General features: G+C 62.8%; 24 protein-coding genes and 1 tRNA gene. 10 read left to right on the top strand and 15 right to left on the bottom strand.

What is annotated here, in order from left to right:
* Positions 1 to 70: 70 nt before the first annotated feature.
* Entirely contained in the window at positions 71 to 490 is a 420-nt protein-coding gene (locus BM136_RS02275) for a hypothetical protein (RefSeq protein WP_092969934.1), read from the top strand.
* Positions 491 to 494: 4 nt separating this feature from the next.
* Here the strand turns inward: BM136_RS02275 and BM136_RS02270 are convergent, their stop codons facing one another.
* Positions 495 to 1,328, bottom strand: coding sequence for an aldo/keto reductase (locus tag BM136_RS02270; protein ID WP_027681182.1), 834 nt, complete (start codon positions 1,326 to 1,328; stop codon positions 495 to 497).
* Between the two features lie 89 nt (positions 1,329 to 1,417).
* On the bottom strand, positions 1,418 to 2,653 hold the full coding sequence (locus BM136_RS02265; protein ID WP_092969932.1) for an NADH:flavin oxidoreductase/NADH oxidase family protein: 1,236 nt from the start codon (positions 2,651 to 2,653) through the stop codon (positions 1,418 to 1,420).
* Between the two features lie 88 nt (positions 2,654 to 2,741).
* Between BM136_RS02265 and BM136_RS02260 the strand changes: the two genes are divergently transcribed.
* Entirely contained in the window at positions 2,742 to 3,200 is a 459-nt protein-coding gene (locus tag BM136_RS02260; RefSeq protein WP_092969930.1) for a MerR family transcriptional regulator, read from the top strand.
* A 9-nt stretch (positions 3,201 to 3,209) separates the two neighbouring features.
* Here the strand turns inward: BM136_RS02260 and BM136_RS02255 are convergent, their stop codons facing one another.
* Positions 3,210 to 3,560: an avidin/streptavidin family protein gene (locus tag BM136_RS02255; RefSeq protein ID WP_092969928.1), complete on the bottom strand. Its 351-nt coding sequence runs from the start codon at positions 3,558 to 3,560 to the stop codon at positions 3,210 to 3,212.
* A gap of 301 nt (positions 3,561 to 3,861) precedes the next feature.
* On the opposite strand from BM136_RS02255, the gene BM136_RS02250 reads away from it, so the two are divergent.
* Entirely contained in the window at positions 3,862 to 4,095 is a 234-nt protein-coding gene (locus BM136_RS02250; protein WP_092969926.1) for a hypothetical protein, read from the top strand.
* Between the two features lie 11 nt (positions 4,096 to 4,106).
* On the opposite strand, the gene BM136_RS02245 is transcribed toward BM136_RS02250, so the two are convergent.
* On the bottom strand, positions 4,107 to 4,748 hold the full coding sequence (locus tag BM136_RS02245; protein WP_092969924.1) for a LysE/ArgO family amino acid transporter: 642 nt from the start codon (positions 4,746 to 4,748) through the stop codon (positions 4,107 to 4,109).
* A 74-nt stretch (positions 4,749 to 4,822) separates the two neighbouring features.
* On the opposite strand from BM136_RS02245, the gene BM136_RS02240 reads away from it, so the two are divergent.
* On the top strand, positions 4,823 to 5,719 hold the full coding sequence (locus BM136_RS02240; RefSeq protein WP_092969922.1) for a LysR family transcriptional regulator ArgP: 897 nt from the start codon (positions 4,823 to 4,825) through the stop codon (positions 5,717 to 5,719).
* A gap of 3 nt (positions 5,720 to 5,722) precedes the next feature.
* Here the strand turns inward: BM136_RS02240 and BM136_RS02235 are convergent, their stop codons facing one another.
* Positions 5,723 to 6,583, bottom strand: a complete 861-nt coding sequence (locus BM136_RS02235; RefSeq protein ID WP_092969920.1) for an MBL fold metallo-hydrolase — start codon at positions 6,581 to 6,583, stop codon at positions 5,723 to 5,725.
* Between the two features lie 100 nt (positions 6,584 to 6,683).
* Between BM136_RS02235 and BM136_RS02230 the strand changes: the two genes are divergently transcribed.
* From BM136_RS02230 to BM136_RS02205, 5 genes are all read left to right on the top strand, one after another.
* On the top strand, positions 6,684 to 7,049 hold the full coding sequence (locus BM136_RS02230; RefSeq protein WP_092969918.1) for an ArsR/SmtB family transcription factor: 366 nt from the start codon (positions 6,684 to 6,686) through the stop codon (positions 7,047 to 7,049).
* 2 nt (positions 7,050 to 7,051) lie between these two features.
* Entirely contained in the window at positions 7,052 to 7,873 is an 822-nt protein-coding gene (locus BM136_RS02225) for a sulfite exporter TauE/SafE family protein (RefSeq protein ID WP_092969916.1), read from the top strand.
* A 35-nt stretch (positions 7,874 to 7,908) separates the two neighbouring features.
* A tRNA-Pro gene (locus BM136_RS02220) sits at positions 7,909 to 7,985 on the top strand.
* Between the two features lie 544 nt (positions 7,986 to 8,529).
* Complete coding sequence (gene sixA / locus BM136_RS02210; protein WP_092969912.1) at positions 8,530 to 9,003, top strand: phosphohistidine phosphatase SixA; 474 nt, start codon at positions 8,530 to 8,532, stop codon at positions 9,001 to 9,003.
* Between the two features lie 128 nt (positions 9,004 to 9,131).
* Positions 9,132 to 9,965, top strand: a complete 834-nt coding sequence (locus tag BM136_RS02205; RefSeq protein ID WP_092969910.1) for a GNAT family N-acetyltransferase — start codon at positions 9,132 to 9,134, stop codon at positions 9,963 to 9,965.
* Positions 9,966 to 10,045: 80 nt separating this feature from the next.
* On the opposite strand, the gene ppx is transcribed toward BM136_RS02205, so the two are convergent.
* The gene (ppx, locus tag BM136_RS02200) at positions 10,046 to 11,569 is read right to left on the bottom strand and encodes an exopolyphosphatase (protein WP_092969908.1); all 1,524 of its coding nucleotides are present in this window, start codon (positions 11,567 to 11,569) and stop codon (positions 10,046 to 10,048) included.
* A 169-nt stretch (positions 11,570 to 11,738) separates the two neighbouring features.
* On the opposite strand from ppx, the gene ppk1 reads away from it, so the two are divergent.
* Entirely contained in the window at positions 11,739 to 13,910 is a 2,172-nt protein-coding gene (gene ppk1, locus BM136_RS02195) for a polyphosphate kinase 1 (RefSeq protein ID WP_092969906.1), read from the top strand.
* 80 nt (positions 13,911 to 13,990) lie between these two features.
* Here ppk1 and phoR read toward each other — a convergent pair whose 3' ends face one another.
* The 9 genes from phoR to folP form a co-directional block, all read right to left on the bottom strand.
* Positions 13,991 to 15,319, bottom strand: a complete 1,329-nt coding sequence (gene phoR, locus BM136_RS02190) for a phosphate regulon sensor histidine kinase PhoR (RefSeq protein WP_092969904.1) — start codon at positions 15,317 to 15,319, stop codon at positions 13,991 to 13,993.
* 84 nt (positions 15,320 to 15,403) lie between these two features.
* Positions 15,404 to 16,117 carry a phosphate regulon transcriptional regulator PhoB gene (gene phoB, locus BM136_RS02185; protein WP_045203227.1) on the bottom strand — a complete coding sequence of 238 codons (714 nt, stop codon included), beginning with the start codon at positions 16,115 to 16,117 and terminating at the stop codon, positions 15,404 to 15,406.
* 23 nt (positions 16,118 to 16,140) lie between these two features.
* Complete coding sequence (phoU, locus tag BM136_RS02180) at positions 16,141 to 16,854, bottom strand: phosphate signaling complex protein PhoU (RefSeq protein ID WP_092969902.1); 714 nt, start codon at positions 16,852 to 16,854, stop codon at positions 16,141 to 16,143.
* 40 nt (positions 16,855 to 16,894) lie between these two features.
* Positions 16,895 to 17,680: a phosphate ABC transporter ATP-binding protein PstB gene (gene pstB / locus BM136_RS02175; protein ID WP_024541705.1), complete on the bottom strand. Its 786-nt coding sequence runs from the start codon at positions 17,678 to 17,680 to the stop codon at positions 16,895 to 16,897.
* Positions 17,681 to 17,682: 2 nt separating this feature from the next.
* Entirely contained in the window at positions 17,683 to 18,567 is an 885-nt protein-coding gene (pstA, locus tag BM136_RS02170; RefSeq protein ID WP_092969900.1) for a phosphate ABC transporter permease PstA, read from the bottom strand.
* A 38-nt stretch (positions 18,568 to 18,605) separates the two neighbouring features.
* On the bottom strand, positions 18,606 to 19,580 hold the full coding sequence (gene pstC, locus BM136_RS02165; protein ID WP_092969898.1) for a phosphate ABC transporter permease PstC: 975 nt from the start codon (positions 19,578 to 19,580) through the stop codon (positions 18,606 to 18,608).
* A gap of 117 nt (positions 19,581 to 19,697) precedes the next feature.
* Positions 19,698 to 20,732 (bottom strand): phosphate ABC transporter substrate-binding protein PstS, encoded by a 1,035-nt coding sequence (gene pstS / locus BM136_RS02160; protein WP_092969896.1) that lies wholly within the window; start codon positions 20,730 to 20,732, stop codon positions 19,698 to 19,700.
* A gap of 191 nt (positions 20,733 to 20,923) precedes the next feature.
* Positions 20,924 to 22,267 carry a phosphoglucosamine mutase gene (gene glmM, locus BM136_RS02155; protein ID WP_092969894.1) on the bottom strand — a complete coding sequence of 448 codons (1,344 nt, stop codon included), beginning with the start codon at positions 22,265 to 22,267 and terminating at the stop codon, positions 20,924 to 20,926.
* Positions 22,268 to 22,375: 108 nt separating this feature from the next.
* Positions 22,376 to 23,239: a dihydropteroate synthase gene (gene folP, locus BM136_RS02150; RefSeq protein WP_139219345.1), complete on the bottom strand. Its 864-nt coding sequence runs from the start codon at positions 23,237 to 23,239 to the stop codon at positions 22,376 to 22,378.
* Positions 23,240 to 23,338 lie beyond the last annotated feature (99 nt).

Raw genomic sequence — 23,338 nt, 5'->3', positions numbered from 1 at the left:
ATGTTACGGCGTGCATCCCGGTCGACTTCGCGTCGGGCAAGCAGCGAGACCGTGCAGTACAGTCCATGCCATGAAAAAAGCCCTCACCTGCCCGTCTCTCGTCCTGCTGGCCTTGCTCGGTGCGTGCGCATCGCACCCGCAACAGCAGCCCGTTGATTCGACCACCGCCGCTGCGGCCACCACCGACGCCAGCGCAGACAACGGCTGGCAGGTGCTGCGCGCCAACTACATGGCGTGCGTCCAGCGCCAGGCCGATAGCGGCGTGCCGGGCACCACGCAGACGAAGGCCGTGGTCGCCTCCGCGCTCGATGCCTGCGAGGGCGATCTGCGTACCATGCACGACGGTTTCCGCGACCACCTCAGCACGTCGATGTCTTCATCCGGCGCGCGCAAGGCCGCCGACCGCGTCACCAAAGACACCCGCGAGAAGGCCCGCGTCTACCTGATGGGCTACGTCGACCACGCGCGCTACCTGGCGAAGTCGCGCTGAGCGCTTAGAGCATCTCCAGCGCGCGCGGCCCCTTGGGCGGCGGGAAGATGCTGTCCAGTGTCGCAAGCTGCTCAGCCGTGAGCGTGTGCGACAGCGCCCCGATGTTCTCGCGCAAACGGTCACGGTGGCCGGTCTTGGGAATCGCGATGATGTCGTCATTCGCCAGCAGCCACGCGAGTGCCACCTGTGCCGGCGTCATGCCGCACGCCTGGGCGAAGCGCACCAGCTTCGGATGCCGAACGAGCCGCGCCTGCTCGATGGGCGAATAGGCCATCACCGGCACGCGGCGCTCGCGCAGCCAGGGCAACAGATCCCACTCGATGCCGCGCCGGCTCAGGTTGTAGAGCAGCTGGTTGACGGCGGTCTGATCGCCGCCGGGCGCGTCCCACCATTCCTCCATGTCGGACAGGTCGAGATTGCTCACGCCGTACTGGCGGATCTTGCCTTCGCGCTGCAGGGCCTGCAGGCCTTCCAACGTGTCTTCGAACGGCACATCGCCACGCCAGTGCAGCAGGTACAGATCGAGCCGGTCGGTGCCGAGGCGGCGCAGGCTGCGCTCGCACGCCGCGGCGATACCGCGCCGGCTGGCGTTGTGCGGATAGACCTTGCTGACGAGAAAGACCTCATCGCGCCGTCCGGCAATGGCCTCGCCAATCAGCGATTCAGAGCGGCCTTCGCCGTACATCTCGGCGGTGTCGATCAGGCGCAAACCCAGGTCGAGGCCCAAGCGCAGCGTGGCGATTTCTTCGGCGCGCGTGGCGCGGTCGTCGCCCATGTTCCAGGTGCCCATGCCGAGTGCAGGGACGCGTTCGCCGTTGGGCAGAGTGACGTGTTTCATGTCGTGCTTTCCGATCGTCAGGCAAAACATGAATCTACAAGAGACGCGGCGCGCCGTTAAGCTCGCGCCCGTCCGGTCAGAAAATACGGCTAGCGCGCCTGACGTTGCGCCGCCCACCGGCGATAGCGCCGCGACTGGCAGGCCGCGGCCAATTGCTGCTCGATCAGCGCCCGCAGGGGCGACACGCCAGGGGCTGTCGTGCGCCCCTTGCTCAACCGCCCGAGCTGAAACTTGACGACAGCCATGTTGGCGAGTGCGCCCAGCGCCTTGTTCTTCCACGTGATGGGTTGCAGCACCGGCGCGCTGTTCTTGCCGCCCGCCCAGTCGCGCGGCAGGTTCGGATCGATGGACAGCGCCGTCGCAATGCCGACCATATCGACACCGCTGTCGACCACCTGCTCCGCCACCGCGCGGCGCCGGATGCCGCCCGTGACCATCAGCGGCATGCGGGCAATGCCGGCAATGTCGCGGGCGAATTCCAGGAAATACGCTTCGCGGGCGAGTGTGCGGCCATCGCGCGCCTGCCCTTGCATGGCCGGCACTTCGTAGCTGCCGCCGGACAATTCAACGAGGTCGACGCCCAGCGGGTTGAGCAGCTCGACCACCTGCTTCGCATCGTCCGGACTGAAGCCGCCGCGCTGGAAATCGGCGGAGTTCAGCTTGACCGCCACGACGAACTGCGGCGACACGGCGGCGCGCACGCTGCGCACGATATCGAGCAGCAGGCGCGCGCGATTCTCGATCGGGCCGCCCCACGGGTCCTGCCGACGGTTGGAAATGGGCGACAGAAACTGGCTCAGCAGATAGCCATGCGCGGCGTGGATCTGCACGCCGGTAAAGCCGCTCTGCTCGGCCAGTTGCGCGCTACGCGTGAAGCGCTGCTGGACCTCGCGGATATCCGCCTCGGTCATCTCGCGCGGCACCGGAAACTGCTTGGACAGCGCGCCCAGCGCCAGCGGAACTGCCGAAGGCGCCACCGTCGGCTGCCCGAGCGATGCCGGCATCTGGCGCCCCGGATGGTTGATCTGCACCCACGCATGCGCACCATGCGCGCGCGCCGCCTGGGCCCAGCGGCGAAAGCGTTCGAGATGCGCGCCGTCTTCCAGCACGACGCCGTTCGGGCCCGTCATGGCGCGGTGGTCGACCATCACGTTGCCGGTCAGGATCAGGCCGGCGCCGCCTGCGGCCCAGGCCTCATACAGACGCAGCAACGCGTCGGAAGGCGCGTGATCGGCATCGGCCATGTTTTCTTCCATGGCGGCTTTGGCCAGGCGATTCGGGATCACCGCGCCATTGGGCAGGACGAGGGGCGTGAAGAGTTTCATGGTGGCATCCGCGGGGGATTTGACATTTGACGACACCTGAACCCTAAGCTTAAAGTCAACTTGAATGTCAAGTCTGCGGAGCACGCACATGAAGATTGGTGAACTGGCCCGCCTGAGCGGCGTGGCCGCCTCCCGCATTCGGTTCTATGAAGCCAGCGGCCTGTTGCAGCCCGCTGAGCGGCAATCCAATGGGTATCGGGAGTACGCGCCGGAATCGGTGACGCGGCTGCAGATCATCTTGCGCGCGCAAAGTGCGGGGTTCTCGCTGGAAGAGATTCGCGCCTTTTTGCCCGGACACCAAGGCGCGTGGTCACGCGAAGAACTGCTGCAGGCGCTGCGCCGCAAAGTCGCGGAAATCGATGTGCTGGAGCAGCACCTGGCGCAAAACAAGCGCGACTTGCTGGCGCTCATTCGCGAAGTCGACCACGAGGCCGACGGTGAAGACTGCGCCGAACGCGCCCGCCGCGTCTTCGACAAGATGAACCTGCGACCGCTCAAGCAGCCCGCTGCAGAACCTCCGGCGCGCCCGGCGAGAAAGCGCGGCTGAGGCGCGCGGCTATTCCGAGACACGCTCGAACGTGTCGGCGTTGGTCATGACCGCATGCGGCCAGACCCGCTTGCCGTCGCCCTCTGTGGCCCGGTCCGACACCACGTGCCAAACGGTCTCCAACCTGCCCGCGCGCAGCACACCGGTGAACGCACACACCATGTCGCCCTTGGGCGTCCCACCGGCAAAGGCGAATGCGATGCAATCGCCGTGGCAGGTTCCGACCACGTCGTAGTCCCGGCCGAAGAAGCCGCTGTCATCCAGCGCCGTGCGGAATGTGCCCGACAGCCGCTCGCCGTCTTCCTCCAATGTCACAACGGAGCCGTATTGGTTCCGCCAACTGCCCGTCCAGGTTGCCATTTCGCCTCCTCGCATCCTTCTCGTGCTGAACGCATGTCGCTCAGCAGGACACATACCTCTCCGCCAGCACCGCAGCGCTGACTCGGGAATGGCAATTGCGCCCTCCCCCCGCGCCCGATGCCGCAAACGCCCGCGTCAGGGCCAAAGGAAACGCACTTCAGATCGCCTGACAGCACATCGCGGAGCGGCTGTTGGCACTTCCGACGCAGGCTATGTGGTAACGCTTACGCACGGTTTTGTACAAAGGCCATCTGCGCGACAGAAGGGCCCTCCCCCTTACAAAATCAAGCTGGAGACAACGATGCTGAGTCCCCATGAAATTGCGACGCTGGTTTTGCTATGCGGCAACTCGCAACCGCGCGATCTGGACACGGTGGATGTTGAAACGCTGCTGGCGCTGCAACTCCTAACACTGGATCGTCCAAGCCCTGGCGTGAGCGAACCGCGCGTGACGCTGCAGGGGCATGCGTTATTGAAATCGCTGGGCGTACTCCGCGTGCGCAAGGGCATGCAGACAGCGGCGGCTTTACGGTAGACGCAATCGAATCAAAGCCCGCCCAGCGCGTGACGCAGCAGCACCGCAGACAGCACCAGCATCGTCACGCCAATCAAGCCGTCCAGCACCTGCCACGCCTTCGGCCGGGCAAACCATGGTGCGAGCCAGCGCGCGCCAAACCCGAGCGACACAAACCACAACAGGCTCGCCGATCCTGCCCCCGCTACAAACCAGCCGCGCAATGCCGAGGCTTGCTGCGCGCCAATGCTGCCCACGAGCAGCACCGTATCCAGATAGACGTGGGGATTGAGCAGCGTAAAGGCCGCCGCCTGCGCCAGCGCCGCGCCCCGGCTGAGGCCATCGCCACCTGCGGCGGCCCGTAACTGGCTGGAATGCCGCGCCCGCCACAGCGCCTGCACGCCATACAGCAACAGGAACGCGGCGCCCGCCAACGCAAGAAAACGCGCCAGGCTGGGTCGCTCACCCAACGCCTGCGCCATGCCAAGCACGCCCGCCAAGACCAGCAGCGCATCTGCCATCGCACAGAACAGCACGACACTCCCCACGTGCTCACGGCGCAGACCCTGACGCAGCACGAAAGCGTTCTGCGCGCCAATGGCCACGATCAGCCCCAGGCTCAGGGCCAAGCCCTGCAGGAAGACGGAAGAGGAAGTCGCAATCGATGTTGTCATGCGCGCAGCTTGCCGGGCCGATGCGATGAAGACAAACTATCTTTTCTTCACCTAATTCAGTTTTACTAACTATCGTGCTCGACTATTCCGCCTTGGCCGCTTTGGCTGCTGTCATCCGAGAAGGCAGCTTCGATCGGGCAGCCCGCGCACTCAATGTCACGCCGTCGGCCATTTCGCAGCGGATCCGGTTGCTGGAAGAACGCGTTGGCTGCGCGCTGGTGGTGCGTGATCAGCCGTGCCGCCCGACTGAAACCGGCCGACGGCTTTGCCAGCACGTAGACCGCGTTCGCCTGCTCGAACAGGAACTGCAAGGTGCGCTGCCAACGCTGGCGCAGGAGGGCGTTGCGCGCGTTGCGCTGCCCATTGCCGTGAATGCCGACAGCCTGGCGACGTGGCTCGCACCGGCAATCGCCACATTCGCAGCGGCGCATCCGGTGTTGATGGAGGTGGCTGTGGATGACCAGGATCACACCAGTGAATGGCTGCGCAGCGGCGCCGTGCTGGCTGCCGTTACCGCCACCGCGCGGCCGGCCACGGGCTGCAACAGCCGCCCACTCGGTGCCATGCGTTATCTGGCTGCGGCCTGCCCGGCATTCGTGCAGGAATATTTCGCAGACGGGGTCGGCGCAGGTGAACTGTCGAAAGCGCCCTGCCTCGTGTTCAACACCAAGGATGCGTTGCAGACCACCTGGGCAAGGCGCCTGTGCCATCGCCATGTGGAACTGCCGCGCCATCTGCTGCCTTCGTCACAGGCGTTTGTGACTGCGGCCGTGGCCGGCATGGGCTGGGGGCTGCATCCGCATGCGCTGATTGCGCAGCATCTTGAAGACGGTTCGCTGGTCGAGCTGGTGCCTGACACGTCGTTGGACGTGCCGCTGCATTGGCAGCACGCGCGGGCGGCATCGGCACTGCTGGACGAACTCAGCCGCGAGGTGCTGACTGCCGCGCGTGCCGCGCTGCTCCCGCCCTAGCTGTTACAGCGCGTTCAGCGGAATCTTGAGGTACTGCACACCGTTCGGCTCCGCTGGGGGCAACATGCCCGCGCGAATGTTCACCTGAATAGCCGGCAGGATCAGCGTGGGCATGCTGAGCGTGGCGTCGCGCTTCGTGCGCATCTGCACGAACTCGGCCTCGGTCACGCCATCGCGCACATGGATGTTGGCGCGGCGCTGCTCTGCCACTGTTGTGTGGCAGATGGCTTCGCGGCCGGCGGGCGGATAGTCGTGGCACATGTAGAGCCGGGTGTCCGGCGGCAGATCCAGCAGGCGGCGGATCGACTGGTACAGCGTGCCCGCGTTCCCGCCCGGAAAATCGCAGCGCGCAGTGCCCACGTCCGGCATGAACAGCGTGTCACCCACAAACACCGCATCGCCCACCTGATATGCCATGTCCGCCGGCGTGTGACCCGGCACGGCCAGCGCCTTGGCCTCCAGATTGCCGATATGGAACACTTCGTCGGGCGCGAACAGGTGGTCGAACTGCGAACCATCGAGCAGGAATGAGGGCTCCAGATTGAAGATCGGTTTGAACACGCCCTGCACGACGCGAATACGCTCGCCGATAGCGATGCGCCCACCGAAACGCCCACGCAGATACGGCGCGGCCGACAAGTGATCGGCATGCGCGTGGGTCTCCAGCAGCCATTCGATGCGTAAGTCCTGCGCTTCGATGAAGGCAGCAACGCGGTCGGCTGACCGGGTCGTCGTACGGCCGGATTTCGGGTCGTAGTCGAGTACCGAGTCGATCACGGCGCAAGGCGTGCCGGGGCCTGCGTGCACCACGTAGGTCATGGTGCAGGTTTCGGGGTCAAAGAAGGATTCGATCTGGGCATGCATGGTGGACGTTCCCGAACAATCTATATTTTTATAGAATATCGTCTGACATTCTGTCTGCCAATAGTGCAAACAGCGCGAATAGAATCCCGTGCCACGCCTCATGAGCCATTCCACAGCCAATCCCGACGTTGTGCCGCTGCCCGAGGCGGCCATTTCCATGCTGCGCGCCTCGGCGTCGCAGGCGTGTGCCGTGCTCAAGGCCATGGCCCACGAAGACCGTCTGCTGCTGCTCTGCCAACTTACGCAGGGCGAGCGCAATGTCAGCGAGCTCGAGGCGTTGGTGGGCCTACATCAGCCCAGCCTGTCGCAGCAGCTGGGTGTGCTGCGCGACGAGGGCCTTGTCACCACGCGGCGCGAGGGCAAATACATCTACTATCGGCTCGCCAGCTTCGAGGTCATCCAGGTCATGCAGACACTCTCCGAGCTGTACTGCGGCAAGGTCTTGAAAAAGATGGCGGGACATTGACCATGTCGCCAATCGAAGCGGGTTGGATCGTCAGCGCGGGGCTGGGCTCTGTGGTGGGGCTCATTCTGGCGCTCACAGGTGCGGGTGGGGCTATCGTCGCGGTGCCGCTACTGATTTTCGGATTGCATCTGTCGGTGCCACAAGCTGCGCCGATTGCGCTGCTGGCGGTGGGGCTGTCCGCCGGACTGGGCGCGATGCTCGGCTTGCGGGAAGGCAAGGTCCGCTACAAGGCCGCTGGGCTGATGGCGCTGTGCGGCGTGGTGATCTCGCCGTTCGGCATCTGGGCTGCGCACCGCGTGCCGAACACGCCGCTCACGCTGCTGTTTGCAGTGGTGCTCGCCTATGTGGCGCTACGCATGTTCCGGCAAGCGCGCGCGGCACCGTCAACCGAGGTCCAGCCGAGGCGAACCGCCCCGCCCTGCCACCTCGACACCACCACGGCCAAGCTGGTCTGGACGCTGCCATGCGCACGCGCATTGGCCGCGTCGGGCGTGGGCGCGGGCTTCCTGTCCGGATTGCTCGGCGTGGGCGGCGGCTTTGTCATCGTGCCCGCATTGCGCCGCGCGACCGATCTGCCGATGCAAACCATCGTCGCCACCTCGTTAGCAGTGATTGCGCTGGTGTCCATGGGGGGTGTGGTCGCCTCGGCCATTGGCGGGCATGTCGATTGGCATATCGCGCTGCCGTTTGCCGCCGGCGCCTTGACCGGCATGCTGGCGGGCCGGCGCTTTGCGCGGCATTTGGCAGGGCCGGCGCTGCAGCAAGGATTTGCTGCTTTTGCGGGCGTCGTGGCGTTGGGCATGATCGTTCGAACACTAATTTGACCAGCGTGTTGCGGAAGCGGTACAATCGCGGTCTTCGGGGCGTAGCGTAGTCTGGTAACGCGTCCGGTTTGGGACCGGAAGACCGCGGGTTCAAATCCTGCCGCCCCGACCAGAATTGAGCAGCAAACAAAACGGCTTACGTTCACTACGTAAGCCGTTTTTGTTTGGTGCCTATGCGGATGCGGCTCTACGTGCGCATCCCATGAAGGTCCTCGCCGCCTATGCCTATGACTTGAACCATCTGAAAACGGCGTTCTCGCAGTCTCCCTTCAAGCCATAGGCCTTCATATAGGCCCTACAGTTGGGCTCATTTGCCAACTGGTCGCTTACGTAGCCATAGCCGAACAGGGCCAGCAGCCCTGCTATCAAGGCCCACGTCGGAATGCGATTTAGGAAGGTTGCCAGCATCATTTCACCCGTCAATGTTGCCCCGTCAATGAACATAGACAACGGCAATGGCAACCTCAAGTCCTTGAAATGAATGGAACGCCCGCGCCACTCCGGAGCGTTTCAATAACAACGTGCCCGCGCATGGCGTCCGAGTTCAAATCCTGCCGCCTCGATCCGAATGAAGCGGCGGACAGAACGGCTCGTGGTGTCATTTGACGATGCTATAAAGACAGCGTCCGCATCACGCAATGCCACCGACTTTCCCCATGAACCTCATCCTGTGGCGCCACGCTGAAGCCGAAGACGTGGCCGCATCCTTGCGCATCCAGCGCAACACCGATCTCCAGCGGGAACTCACCAAGCGCGGTCACAAGCAGGCCGAGAAGATGGCCCATTGGTTGCGCCCTCGCCTGCCGGAAGACACGCTCATACTCGCCAGCCCCGCTGTACGTACGCAGCAGACTGCGCGCGCCCTCACCGAACATTTCCACACGCTCACCGCGCTGGCGCCCGGAGCCGATGTCAGCGCGATCCTCGATGCATTGGACTGGCCGTCCAATAAGAATCTGCTGCTGGTCGGCCATCAGCCGTGGCTGGGCCGCCTTGCCAGCTTGCTCATCGCCGGCGTGGAAATGGACTGGAGCGTGAAGAAAGCCGGCGTGTGGTGGCTCTGCCGCCGCATCCGCGAAGACGAAGCGCAGACCGTGCTGCGTGCGGTGGTCAATCCCGATCTGGTGTGACACATCGCCCTCGTCACAGCATCGCCACGCAAAATTCACGCAACGGTCACGATTGACACGCTTTTGTCGCGGATCTGTCACGCAGCGTCTCTAGAATCGCCTCGAAATCCACCCTTGGGGATCCACGAATGCGAGACCTGCCGACGCCGACCCAGCCATTGATTGACGCACTGCCGAGCCTGAACCTGGGCAACGCACGGAGGGGCCTTCCTCGCTCACCCGACGCTGTTCCGGCGCGTGACAAACCTGTTCTGGCCGTTTCGTGGGCGCGCCATCAGGATGAAGTAACGGAAGCACAGCGCCTGCGCTACAAGGTATTTGCCGAAGAAATGGGCGCCCGCCTGCCCTCGGCCCACACCGAACTGGACGTCGACATGTTCGACGCCGTGTGCGACCACCTGATCGTGCGCGACCAGAAGACGCTGCGCGTGGTGGGCACCTATCGCGTGCTGCGCCCTGACGCCGCCAAGCAGATCGGTTGCCTGTATTCCGAATCCGAATTCGACCTCGTGCGCCTGACGCACCTGCGCCCGAAGATGGTGGAGCTTGGCCGCTCGTGCGTGCACCGCGACTACCGCTCGGGCAGCGTCATCATGGCGCTGTGGGCCGGTCTGGGCGAATACATGCAGCGCTACGGCTTCGAATCGATGTTGGGCTGCGCAAGCGTGTCGATGGGCGATGGCGGTCACTTTGCTGCAAGCCTGTATCGCAGCTTCGTCGACGATGGCTCGCTCGCACCGATCGAGTACCACGCCTTCCCGCGCGTGGCCCTGCCGGTGGACGAACTGAACCAGGATCTCGAAGTCGAGCCGCCTGCGCTCGTGAAGGGCTATCTGCGCCTGGGCGCACGCATCTGCGGCGCACCGGCGTGGGACCCTGACTTCAACGTCGCCGATTTCCTCACGCTGCTGCGTCTGTCGGACATCAACCCGCGCTACGCACGCCACTTCCTGCGCGGCTGAGATCGCTCCGAACGGCACCACGCAAAACAAAACGGCCCGGGTCACTCCGGGCCGTTTTGCTTGGGATGCAGCGAGACGCCTTACACGTACACCACCTTGTAGCGGCGACCGATGCGCTGCCACTCATCGGCTTCTTTCGCCAGGCTGTATTCCACCAGCGGATTCTGCTCGATCCAGCTCTTGGGCAGCTCGACCTCGAAACCACCTTCATTCAGTTCGCCTTCGCTGTGGCGCACGCGCAGGCCGGGCAGTTGGATCGCTCCCCGACGACGGCACAGCACAAACGCCAGACGCAGGCTGAACAGCATCCGCCAATCGAGGAACTTGCCGCCGCCCGAGAGTTTGCCAAGCTTGCCGGCATGGCCCAGCAGCAGCGTCGCGAGGCGCGCCTGATCGGTCTTGGAGAAGCCCGGCATATCGGCATGGCTGGCGATGTACGCCGAGTGCTTGTGGTACCCGCTGTGCGAGATGCTCATGCCGATCTCGTGCAGGTTTGCCGCCCAACCCAGCAGCGCGAGATTGTCTTCGCGGCGCTCATCGGGCGGATCGGGAAACTGCGACAAAAGCGCCGTCGCCGCATCGCGAACGCGGCTCGCCTGCGCGCGGTCGACGCTGTAGCGGCGCATGAACTGTTCAATCGTCACCGTGCGCATGTCTTCGTGATGGGTACGGCCGAGCAGGTCATACAGCACGCCCAGGCGCAAAGCGCCATCGGTCACATCCATACGATCCACATCGAGTTCGGCAAACACGCCGAGCATGATCGACAGGCCGCCCGGCAGCACCGGAATCCGATCTGACTTCAGGCCGTTGAGCTTCAGACGATTGGTGTTCTCCGACTTGACGAGCGCGCGTTTCAGACGCTCGAGCCCTTCGCGCGTGATGCCGTGCTCGTTGCTCTTGTCATTGAAGCCGTTCAGCTCGATCAGCTCAGCCAGCGCACGTGCCGTGCCCGAAGACCCGACGGCCTGGTTCCAGCCAGCCGTGCGGTACTGCTGCACGAGCACCTGGATTTCGCGACGTGCGGCCAACTCGGCCTGCTTCATCGCATATTCGTCTACGTTGCCGTTCGGGAAGAAATGCCGGCTATGCGAAACGCAACCGATATACAGCGACTCCATCAGCTTGGGCTTGTAGCCGTTGCCGATGATGAACTCCGTGGAACCACCGCCGATATCGACGACGAGCCGGTTGCCCTGGCACGCCGGTGCGTCATGCGATGCACCGAGATAGATCAGCCGTGCCTCTTCGCGGCCCGCAATCACCTCGATCGGGAACCCCAGAGCGGCTTCCGCCTCGATCAAGAATTCCTGCGCGTTCTTGGCCACACGCAAAGTGTTGGTGGCCACGGCGCGCACATGCTCGGGGGCAAAATCGCGCAAGCGATCGCCAAAGCGGCGCAAGGCATCGACGCCGCGCCGACGCGCAGGCTGATCCAGGTATTTATCTTGCGTAAGCCCGGCGGCCAAACGGACCGGTTCGCGCAGCGCATCAACCTGGAATATCTGGGTGCCACCAGGGGTTTCGTCGACGCGGCCGATCATCAGCCGAAAGCTGTTGGAGCCCATGTCGACAGCAGCCAGCAGACGGGGGGTGGGACTCATGAATGAAAACGGTTGAGGAGCAGAATCAGGGGCGCGAAGTATTGTCGTTCGAAACAATGCGCAACAAAATATGTCTTTATTGTGTCCCGAACGTGACAAATCCAATGTGTCACAAATTTGACACCGAACTATGAAAAAGTGGCCGGATCGTCATCCGTCTGAACACAACATGTCGACATTGCCCGCGGGCGATCTGCTCAATCGCGAACTGGGCATCCTGGAATTCAACGCCCGTGTGCTCGCCCAGGCCGCTGACCCGGGTGTGCCGCTGATGGAGCGGCTGAAATTCATCTGCATCGTGTCGAGCAATCTCGATGAGTTCTTTGAAATCCGCATTGCCGGATTGAAGGAGCAGATGCGCGACAACCCTTCGTCGGTCACGCCCGACGGGCTGTCGGTGCAGCAGGCGTTTGGCGTGGTTTCGGAGCGGGTGCGGCAGCTGGTCTCGCAACAGTATGCCATGTTGCAGGATGAGATCCTGCCCCTGCTGGAGAAGGAAGGCGTCTTCTTCCACATGACTACCAACTGGAATGAAGTCCAGCGCGCCTGGTGCCGCAGCTTCTTCCAGCGCGAACTGGTGCCCATCCTGACACCGATGGCGCTGGACCCGGCGCACCCCTTCCCGCGCGTGCTCAACAAGAGCCTGAACTTCATCATCGAGCTGTCGGGCAAGGATGCCTTCGGCCGCGAGGCTGAACTGGCGATCGTGCAGGCGCCGCGCGCCCTGCCCCGGCTTGTGCAGATGCCGCCGGAGCTGTCGGGCTATCAGTATGGGTTCGTGCTGCTCTCGTCGTTCATGCAAGGCTTTGTGCACGAACTGTTTCCGCAGATCGACGTACACGGCTGTTACCAATTCCGCGTAACACGCAACTCCGACCTGTTCGTGTCGGAAGATGAAATCACGGACTTGCGCGAAGCGCTGCAGGGCGAACTTTCAACCCGTCACTTTGGCGACGCGGTACGCCTTGAAATCGCTCATGACACATCGCCGGCATTGGCACTACGCCTGCTGCAGGAGTTCGGTCTAGCCGAAACGGACTGCTACCGCGTCAAGGGCCCGGTGAACCTCGTGCGCCTGCTGCAGGTGCCGGACATGGTCGACAAGCCGGTGCTGAAGTACCCGCCGCATGTGCCAGCAACGGTCAGGCAGGTGGCTAACAGTTCGAACGTGTTCGACGCCATCCGTCAGGGCGACATCCTGCTGCACCATCCGTACGAGAGCTTCACCCCCGTGCTCGAACTGCTGCAGCAAGCTGCGCGCGACCCCGACGTGGTCGCCATCAAGCAGACTGTCTACCGCACCGGTAACGAATCCACGGTAATGGAAGCGCTCATCAAAGCGGCGCACAACGGCAAGGAAGTGACTGTCGTCGTCGAACTGCTCGCGCGCTTTGACGAAGAGACGAACATCAACTGGGCGGACCAGCTTGAATCGGCCGGCGCCCATGTCGTGTATGGCGTGGTGGGCCACAAGTGTCACGCAAAGATGCTGCTGGTGGTGCGCCGCGAGGTGTCCGGCAAGAGCAAGACCGTCAAGCTGCGCCGCTATGCGCACCTCGGCACGGGCAACTACCATCCCAAGACCGCCCGCCTCTACACCGACTTCGGCCTCATGACCGCCAACGAGCAGATCTGCGAAGACGTGCATCACGTGTTCCAGTTGCTGACAGGCACGGGCGCGCAGGTCAAGCTGCATCATTTATGGCACTCGCCGTTCACAATGCACGACAACCTGATCGAGCACATCCGGGCCGAAGCACGTGCCGCTCGTGCAGGCAAACGTGCGCGCATCATCGGCAAAATGAATGCGCTGCTGGAACCGGCCATCATCGACGAGCTGTACAAGGCATCGCGCGCGGGCGTGAAGGTCGACCTGATCGTGCGTGGAGTGTGTGCCCTCAAGCCGGGCGTGCCTGGGCTGTCGGAAAACATCAGCGTGCGCTCCGTCGTCGGGCGCTTCCTGGAGCACCACCGCGTCTATTACTTCCATTCTGGCGGCGAGGAAGTCGTCTATCTTTCCAGCGCCGACTGGATGGACCGCAACCTGTTCCGCCGTGTCGAAGTGGCCTTCCCCGTGCTCGACCGCAAGCTCAAGGCGCGCGTCATCAGGGAAAGTCTGCAGGTGCATCTGCGCGATAACGCGTCGGCGTGGGTCATGCAGCAGGATGGCCGCTACGTGCAGCGTCAGACGCGTGGCAAGCACGTGCGCGTCAGCCAATTGGAACTGCTGAACCACTTCTCGCCGCAGGCCGCTGCAGCGGCGGAGACGGCTGCCGCAGTGGCGGCGGCAACGGCTGCGGAACCGACGGTGCGCGCTCCGGTGGAGATCTCCGCAGGCTGATCCGGCCGCCTGCCGGCAAACGAAAACGCACGCTCAACAGCGTGCGTTTTTCATTGGATCAAGGGATGGAGAAAACCTGATCAGGCGACACGCTCATCGGTAACGCTGGCGCTGCGCACCACCGTGCGCTCCGGCGGGAACACAGCGCGGAAGGTGCTGCCCTTGCCGTGCTCGCTGGTCACCTGCAGTTCTCCACCGTGGCGCGATAGCACGTGCTTCACAATAGCCAAGCCCAGCCCGGTACCACCGGTGTCGCGTGAACGGCTGCGGTCCACCCGATAGAAGCGCTCGGTCAGGCGCGGAATATGCTCGGGCGCGATGCCGATCCCCGTGTCAGTGACGGAGTACACCGCGTGGCCGTCCCGCACGCCCCAATCGAGGCGGATCGTGCCGCCATCGGGCGTATAGCGCACTGCGTTGGACGCCAGGTTGCTGAACGCGGAAAGCAATTCAAGCTCGGCGCCACACACGCTCACGGCCGAGTCGCACGTCATGCTGACAGTGTGGCGGCCCGCAGAGAGCGCTTCGATATCGTGCTGAAGCTGCAGCATCATGCGCTGCATCGGCACCGGCGCCAATGACGGCGGCTCGGAATTCCCCTCCAGCGTGGCGAGCGCCAACAAGTCTTCCACCAGGTGCTGCATGCGCATGGCTTGCGTATGCATCATGTCCAGATAGCGCTTCTTGTCTTCTTCCGGCAGGGGAAGGTCGCGCACCGTCTCCAGAAAACCCGAGAGCACGGTCAGCGGCGTCTTCAGCTCGTGCGAGACGTTGGCCACGAAATCGCGGCGCATCGCTTCGGTGTTCTCCAGCTTGGTGATGTCCTGCGACACCAGCAGCTTGCGGTCTTCGCCATACGGCAAGATCTGGGCGGAGATGATGCTTTGCTTGTGCGGGCCCACGTCATGCATGGTGAGCGGCTCCTCGAACTCGCCGCGCGCAAGGTAGCGCACGAACTCCGGTCGGCGGATCAGGTGGGTAATACGTTGGCGCAGATCACGCCTGGCAGAGAGGCCAAAGTGCTCTTCAGCCACCGCGTTGCACCATTCGATCTGGTCTTCGCCGTCAAGCATGAGCACGCCGTTGGGCGAGGCCTGAATAGCCTGAATGAAGCGGCTGTGCTGTTGTTCAACCTGCAGCACCTGCGTGCGCCAGCCCTTCATCAACCGGTGCAGGCGGTAGTAGACCTCGCCCCACAGGCCCAACGCGCTGGGGATCTCGCCATAGGCCGGCGAGTCCAGCACGCGCCACAGGCGTTGGATCTGATAGACGTAATACAGGAGCATCGCCAACAACATTGCACTGAGAACGGCCAGTGCAACGACATGGTCGACGAAGAGATACAGGCATGCCGCGACGATGCCCATGAGGGCGGCAAAGACGGCAAAGCGGGTCCAGAAGACGTTCATGAAGGCATTCTAAGCGCTGGACCGCGACGGGCGTGTGAACGCGCGATCGGAAACCCCGCCTCGCGCGTTTGTCTGACTGCTGCGTTATTGCCCCGGATTGCGCGCCAGGCGATAGCCGCTGCCGCGCACGGTTTCGATCATGTTGCTGTAGCCACCCGGCGCGAGCGCTGCACGCAGACGCTTGATGTGCACATCCACCGTGCGCTCTTCCACGAACACATGGTCGCCCCACACCTGATCAAGCAGCTGCGAGCGGCTGTGCACGCGCTCCGGATGCGTCATCAGGAAATGCAGCAGTCGGAACTCCGTCGGACCGAGGTCCAGCTTGATCGGGTTTTCTGCCTCGAGGTTCGTAGCCGTTACACGGTGCGTGGCCGGGTCCAGCTTCAGGCCGTTGATTGCCACCACGTCATCGGTCAGCTGCGGCGCGCGGCGGCGCAGCACGGCCTTGATGCGGGCCAGCAATTCCTTGGGCGAGAACGGCTTCGTGACGTAATCGTCCGCGCCGCTGTCCAAGCCCATGATCTTGTCCTGCTCTTCGCTGCGGGCCGTCAGCATGATGATCGGGATCTGGCGCGTGCGCTCGTTGGCGCGCAGCTCCTTGGCGAACATCACGCCCGACTTGCCCGGCAGCATCCAATCGAGCAGAACGAGGTCGGGCAACACATCGCTCATCAACGACAACGCCTGCTCGGCGTTGTACGCGCGGATCGGGTAATGCCCTGCGTGCTGCAGGTTGACGGCGATCAGTTCAGCGATCGCCGGTTCGTCTTCTACGACGAGAATACTGCTCGGCATGCTCACGTCTCCAGTCCTGCCTTTTATTCGCCTTCGCCAAGGATCTCGCGTTCCAGCGTTTCGCGTGAAGCGTGCCGGACGTCGGTGCCCTTGACGATGTAGATAATAAACTCGGCGATGTTCTTGGCGTGATCGCCAATACGCTCAATAGCCTTGGCAATGAACAGCAGATCCAGCGCCACCGAAATCGTGCGCGGGTTCTCCATCATGTACGTGATGAGTTCGCGCATGAAGCCGCGGAATTCCTCATCAATGGCCTTGTCTTCCTGCAGGATCGACACGGCGGCAGCGGTATCCAGACGCGCGAAGGCGTCCAGCGCGTGACGCAGAATGGTCGCGGCCATCTCGCCCGAGCGCTCCACACCAGCGTAGTTCAACGCATGTGCCGACGGGTCCTGCATGATGCGCTTGGTGCGCTTGGCGATCTTCTCGGCTTCGTCGCCGGCACGCTCAAGGTTCGTGATGGTCTTCGAGATGGCCATCACCAAACGCAGGTCACGTGCGGTCGGCTGGCGGCGCGCGATGATGTTGTTGCAATCGCTGTCGATCTCGATCTCGAGCGCATTGATTTCCAGCTCCACCGCCATGACTTGATCGCACATGGCGGTGTCGAAGTTGGCCAGTGCGCGCATGGCGCGTGCAATTTGCGCTTCCACCAGCCCGCCCATCTGCAGCACCTTGGTGCTGATCGAGGTCAGGTCGGTATCAAACTGCGATGACAGATGCTTCTCAGACATCGGTTTCTCCTTGTCGCTTCAGCTTCAGCGTTGTTGCAGGTCAGCCGAAGCGGCCGGTAATGTAGTCTTCGGTTTCTTTGCGCTGCGGCTTGATGAAGATCTTTTCGGTATCGCCGAATTCGATCAACTCGCCCAGATACATGTACGCCGTGTAGTCAGAGCAACGCGCTGCCTGCTGCATGTTATGCGTGACGATGACGACCGTGTAGTCGTCCTTCAGTTCAGCGATCAGCTCTTCGATCTTGCCCGTGGAAATCGGGTCGAGCGCCGAGCACGGCTCATCCAGCAGTAGCACTTCGGGGCGGATGGCAATGCCGCGCGCGATACACAGACGCTGCTGCTGACCGCCCGACAGGCCGTAACCCGACTGGTTGAGCTTGTCCTTCACTTCGTTCCACAGCGCGGCCTTGGTCAGCGCCCATTCCACGCGATCGTCCATCTCAGAGCGCGATAGACGCTCGAACAACTTCACACCGAAAGCGATGTTGTCGTAGATCGACATCGGGAACGGCGTCGGCTTCTGAAACACCATGCCGACCTTGGCGCGCAGCAGGGCGATGTCCATGCGCGAGGTCAGCAGGTTCTCGCCGTCCATGTTGATCTGGCCCTCGGCTCGCTGCTCCGGATACAGCGCATACATCTTGTTGAACGTACGCAGCAGCGTCGACTTGCCGCAGCCCGACGGGCCGATGAACGCAGTCACCTGCTTTTCCGGAATCTGCAGGGAGATGTTCTTCAGCGCGTGGAACTTGCCGTAATAGAAGTTCAGGTCGCGAACATCGATCTTCGGGCTTTGCGTGCGCACTTCGAGGGACGTAGCAGTCATGGTCATTTCTTGGTGAACAAGGCACGCGCGAGGACATTCAGCCCCAGCACACCCAACGTAATCAGGAATACCCCGGCCCAGGCCAATTGCTGCCACTCGGGGAACGGGCTCATCGCAAACTTGAAGATCACGGTCGGCAGCGTGGCCACCGGCTGATTCAGATCCAGACTCCAGAACTGGTTGTTCAGCGCGGTGAAGAGCAGCGGTGCGGTTTCGCCGGCAATGCGGGCCACGGCCAGCAGCACACCGGTAATCACGCCGGCATACGACGCCTTCAACGTAATCGACAGGATCATCTTCCACTTGGGCGTGCCAAGCGCCATCGCAGCTTCACGCATCGCGTTGGGCACCAGGTTCAGCATGTTCTCGGTGGTGCGCACCACGATCGGAATCTGCAGCAGCGCCAGCGCAAGCACGCCGGCAATCCCCGAGAAGTGCTGCACGCGGGCCACCACGACGGCATACACGAACAGGCCGATCACGATGGACGGTGCCGACAGCAGGATGTCATTGATAAAGCGCGTGGCGCTCGCCAGCGGCGAAGTCTTGCCGTACTCGGCCAGATAGATGCCGGCCATGATGCCCAGGGGTGTGCCGACCAGCGTAGCCATGCCCACCAGCAGGAGCGACCCTGCGATGGCGTTGGCGAGGCCGCCTCCCGGCGTATTGGGCGCCGGTGTCATCTCCGTGAAGAGCGACATCGACAAGCCGCCCACACCCAGCGAGAGCGTGGTCCACAGAATCCATGCCAGCCACACCAAGCCGAAGGCCATGGCAGCCAGCGACAGCGCCAGCGCAATCCCGTTGACGTTGCGGCGGCGGGCCTGCAGGCGTGCCTTGATCTTTTCAGAGTCGGCGCGGACGGCAGGAATGGAAGACGTACGCATGGTGTTGGGTCTCATAGCGTCAGGCAGATCGCGTTGGTTCACTTTTGACCCTCGCTCTTCTGTAAGCGCAGAAGCAGCAACTTGGACGCCGCCAGCACGATGAACGTGATGACGAACAGGATCAAGCCAAGCTCCATGAGCGCCGCGGTGTGCAGACCCTGGCCTGCTTCCGCAAATTCATTGGCCAGCGCCGACGTGATGCTGTTACCCGGCGAGAACAACGACGGATCGGACAGCAGGTTGGTGTTGCCGATCACGAACGTCACGGCCATGGTCTCGCCCAGGGCGCGCCCCAGGCCAAGCATCACACCGCCGATCACACCCGCCTTGGTGTAAGGCAGCACCACGTTCCACATGACTTCCCACGTCGTGCACCCGACGCCGTAGGCGGATTCCTTAAGCAGCGTCGGCGTGATCTCGAACACATCGCGCATCACCGCCGAGATGTACGGGATGATCATGATCGCCAGGATCACCCCAGCGCACAGCAGGCCGATGCCAATCGGCGCACCCTGGAACAGCGCGCCGATGACCGGAATCTTGCCGACGGTCGCTGCCAGCGGTTTTTGAAAATATTCGCCGAAGATCGGCGCAAACACGAGCAGGCCCCACATGCCGTACACGATGGACGGCACTGCAGCAAGCAGCTCGATGGCGGTACCCAGCGGTCGGCGCAGCCAGGCTGGCGACAGCTCGGTCAAGAACAGGGCAATGCCGAAGCTGACAGGCACGGCAATGATGAGCGCGATCAGCGAGGTGACCAGGGTGCCGTAGACGGGCACCAGCGCGCCATAGATGTCAGAGGGCGGATCCCATTCCGAATTCCATAGGAACGACAAGCCGAACTTCTGAATCGTGGGCCAGGAGCTGATGATGAGCGAGATGATGATGCCGCCCAGCAGTAACAGCGTAACGATTGCGGCAAGGCGGGTCAGACCGCCGAACACCAGGTCGCCGAGGCGGCTGGGTGCTCGCATACGGGAAGCGCCAGAGGAATCAGAGAGCGTGGCCATGAGGGAAACCGGTCAGCCGTGAAAGAAGCATTTGAAATGGTGCGGACGGCCAATTCTTACCGCCCGCCCGCACCTTGTGCTGCACCTACTTACGAGCCTTTATGCAGCAGGCAACGATCAGTGGTTGTAGACAACCTTGCCCGATGCATCCTTCACGCTCGATTTCCACGTCGCACGGATCTGGTTCTTTACAGCGTCCGGCAGCGGCACGTAGTCCAGGCCCTTGGCAGCGTCGTCACCACCCTTATAGGCCCAGTCGAAGAACTTCATGACTTCAGCGCCCTGCTCCGGCTTGGCTTGCGTCTTGTGCAGCAGGATGAACGTTGCACCAGCGATCGGCCATGCATCCTTGCCCGGCTCGTCCGTCAGGATCTGGTAGTACGACTTGCTCCACTCGGCGCCGGCAGCTGCGGCCTTGAACGCTTCAGCGGTCGGTTGCACGGTGGCGCCCGACTTGTTCTGCAGGTTCACGTACGTCATCTTGTTCTGCTTGGCGTAGGCGTACTCAACGTAGCCAACTGCGCCACCCAGACGCTGCACGAAAGCGGCCACGCCTTCGTTGCCCTTGCCGCCCGTACCGGTCGGCCAGTTCACGGTCGTGCCTTCGCCAACCTTGCTCTTCCACTCGGTGTTCACCTTCGACAGGTAATTCGTGAAGATGAACGAGGTGCCCGAACCGTCAGCGCGGCGCACCACGAGGATGTCCTGGTCCGGCAGCTTAGCCTTCGGGTTCAGCTTGGCGATCGCCGGATCATTCCACTTCTTGATCTTGCCCAGGTAGATGTCGCCCAGCAATTGGCCGTTCAGCGTCAACTCACCCGGCTTCACGCCCGGCAGGTTGATCACAGGCACCACGCCGCCAATCACGGTCGGAAACTGGATCAGACCATCCTTGGCCAGCTCTTCGTCCTTCAGCGGCATGTCCGATGCACCGAAGTCGACGGTCTTGGCAGTGATCTGCTTGATGCCACCCGACGAGCCGATACCTTGGTAGTTCACCTTGGTTTGGGTCGCCTTGTTGTAGTCGGCCGCCCACTTGTTGTAGACGGGTGCCGGGAACGTTGCGCCTGCGCCAGTGATGTCAACAGCAAATGCGGCACCAGCGAAAGCCAGCGCGGCCACGCCAGCGATTGCGGTTTTGACCAGTTTCATGAGTTCTCCAGAGGAGCGGTTGAGCGATGACAGATTTTTGACATCCGAACTTTAGGCGGCTTGAATGACAGTTCTGTGACAACACGAAAACTTCTCATAACTGACCTGCAAGGCATGAAAGTCGACCTGTGCGCATAAAAAAAGCGGCCCAGAGGCCGCTTTTTTACTTACATATTTGATCGAGCAAGAACTTACTGCAACGTCGCTGCAAGACGCTCCGCGTGTTGGTTGGCCAGTTCAGCATCCTGCGCTTCCACCATCACGCGAACGACCGGCTCCGTACCCGACGGGCGAATCAACACGCGCCCCTTGCCGTCAAGCTCAGCTTCGCTGGTCTTCAGCGCCGCTTGCAAGCCAGCGTGCGACTTCCAGTCGAAGCCTTTCTCGACGCGCACGTTGATGAGCTTTTGCGGGAACAGGCGCACGCCGTCTAGCATCTGGTCCAGCGTCTGGCCACTGCGACGCAATGCCGCAAGCACCTGCAGCGCCGAGATGATGCCGTCGCCCGTGCTGTGCTTGTCAAGGCAAAGCAAGTGACCCGACCCTTCGCCGCCCAGCAGCCAACCATTCTTCTTCAGCTCCTCCAACACGTAACGGTCACCCACCTTGGCGCGTACGAATTCGACGCCCTGCGCCTTGAGCGCCAGCTCCACGGCGAGATTGGTCATGAGCGTGCCAACCGCACCCGGCACCGCCTGACCAGCCGCACGACGCGCCTGCACCATCACGTAAAGCAGTTCGTCCCCGTTGTAGAGGCGGCCGTTGCGGTCCACCACCTGCAGGCGGTCGGCATCGCCGTCGAAGGCCAGGCCAATGTCGGCACCATGCTCGCGCGTGGCCTCGACCAACTTGCCCGGCGCCGTCGCGCCATAGCCGTCGTTGATATTGCGGCCATTCGGCTGATTACCGATCGAGACGACATCCGCGCCCAGTTCATGGAAGACGTGCGGTGCGATGTGATAGGCCGCGCCGTGCGCGCTGTCCAGCACGACCTTCATGCCGAACAGGTTCAGATCGCTGGGGAACGTGCTCTTGCAGAACTCGATGTAACGGCCAGCAGCATCCTCGATACGGCGGGCGCGGCCCAGCGCGTCCGAGGCCGCGTACACCATCGGTTTTTCCAACTCGGCCTCGATCTGCAACTCGGTTTCGTCAGGCAGCTTGTCGCCGGTGGCGGAGAAGAACTTGATGCCGTTGTCGTAATACGGGTTATGTGATGCTGAAATCACCACACCCGCCGACAGCCGCAGCGCACGCGTGAGATACGCCACACCCGGCGTGGGCAGCGGCCCGCTCATCAAGACGTCAACACCGGCTGCGGTAAAGCCAGCTTCCAACGCGGCTTCCAGCATGTAGCCTGACAGGCGCGTGTCCTTGCCGATCAGCACGGTGGGACGACCATGGCCATGTGCTTCGCTGCCAAGGGCCAGCACACGCCCCGCTGCGTAGCCGAGGCGCAATACGAAATCAGGCGTGATCGGGCTTTCACCGACACGCCCACGGATGCCGTCGGTGCCGAAATACTTCCTGGACATTGGGAATCTCTCCTGGAGAATGTTTCTTTATTTGTTTGTAAGGCGCCGGCCATCGCCGGGCAATCCTCTATTCGCTTGACCCCCAGCCGCGTGAGGCCGGGGCGGCTCTCAGGCCACTGGCGGATTCACCCGTTCGTGGCGCATGGCCCACCAGAGTTGAATCGCTTCCACCGTCGGTTGTACGTCGTGCACACGCACAATGAACGCGCCCCGCTCTGCGGCCAGCAGCGCTGCCGCCACACTGGCGGTCACGCGCTCGGCCGGCGGTTTGCCACCCAGCACAGCGCCAAGCGTCGATTTGCGCGATAAACCGACGAGCAGCGGCAAACCGATCCGATTGAACTCCGCCAAGCGATTGAGCATGGTGAGATTGTGATCCGGCGTTTTGCCAAAGCCAAATCCCGGATCGAGTGAGATACGCTCGGCGGCCACACCTGCGGCCATCAACGCCTCCGTCTGCGAGCGCAGGAAGGTCTCCACCTCGCCCATCAGGTCCGCATAGCTGGGCGCTTCCTGCATCGTTTCCGGATCGCGCTGCATGTGCATGACGCACAGGCCCGCGTTGCCCTTGGCTACTGCCTCGATCGCGCCCGGCCGGCGGAAGCCCCATATGTCGTTGATCAGATCGGCGCCGGCATCCAGCGTGGCCCTCATCACTTCGGGCTTGTAAGTGTCAATGGACAGCGGTTTGCCGCATTCGCGCAGCGCCTCGACGAGGGGCATCACGCGGTCCAACTCGGCCTGCAGGCTCAGCGGCTCGGCACCCGGACGACTCGATTCGCCCCCGATGTCGATCATGTCCACGCCTTCGGCGATCAGCCTCTCAGCGTGGCGCAAGGCTGTATCGCGCGTGGCGTGTTGCCCCCCGTCGGAGAACGAATCGGGCGTGACGTTGAGAATGCCCATGACCAGGGGACGCCGATCGCGCGCGTAACGGAAACGTCCACACTGGAAGTGCGTTGTGGTGGAAATGGAAGCGGACAAGATAGATTGATGGAAATGCTGCGCAGGACCGGAATGCTACGCCAGGCATGCCAGAAAGCGCCAACAAAAAAGCCGGTGCGCTTGCAC

This window comes from Ralstonia sp. NFACC01, assembly GCF_900115545.1.
Classification (GTDB): domain Bacteria; phylum Pseudomonadota; class Gammaproteobacteria; order Burkholderiales; family Burkholderiaceae; genus Ralstonia; species Ralstonia mojiangensis.
Note: the sequence above shows the minus strand (reverse complement) of the source record. Positions and strands in the feature narration are given on the sequence as shown.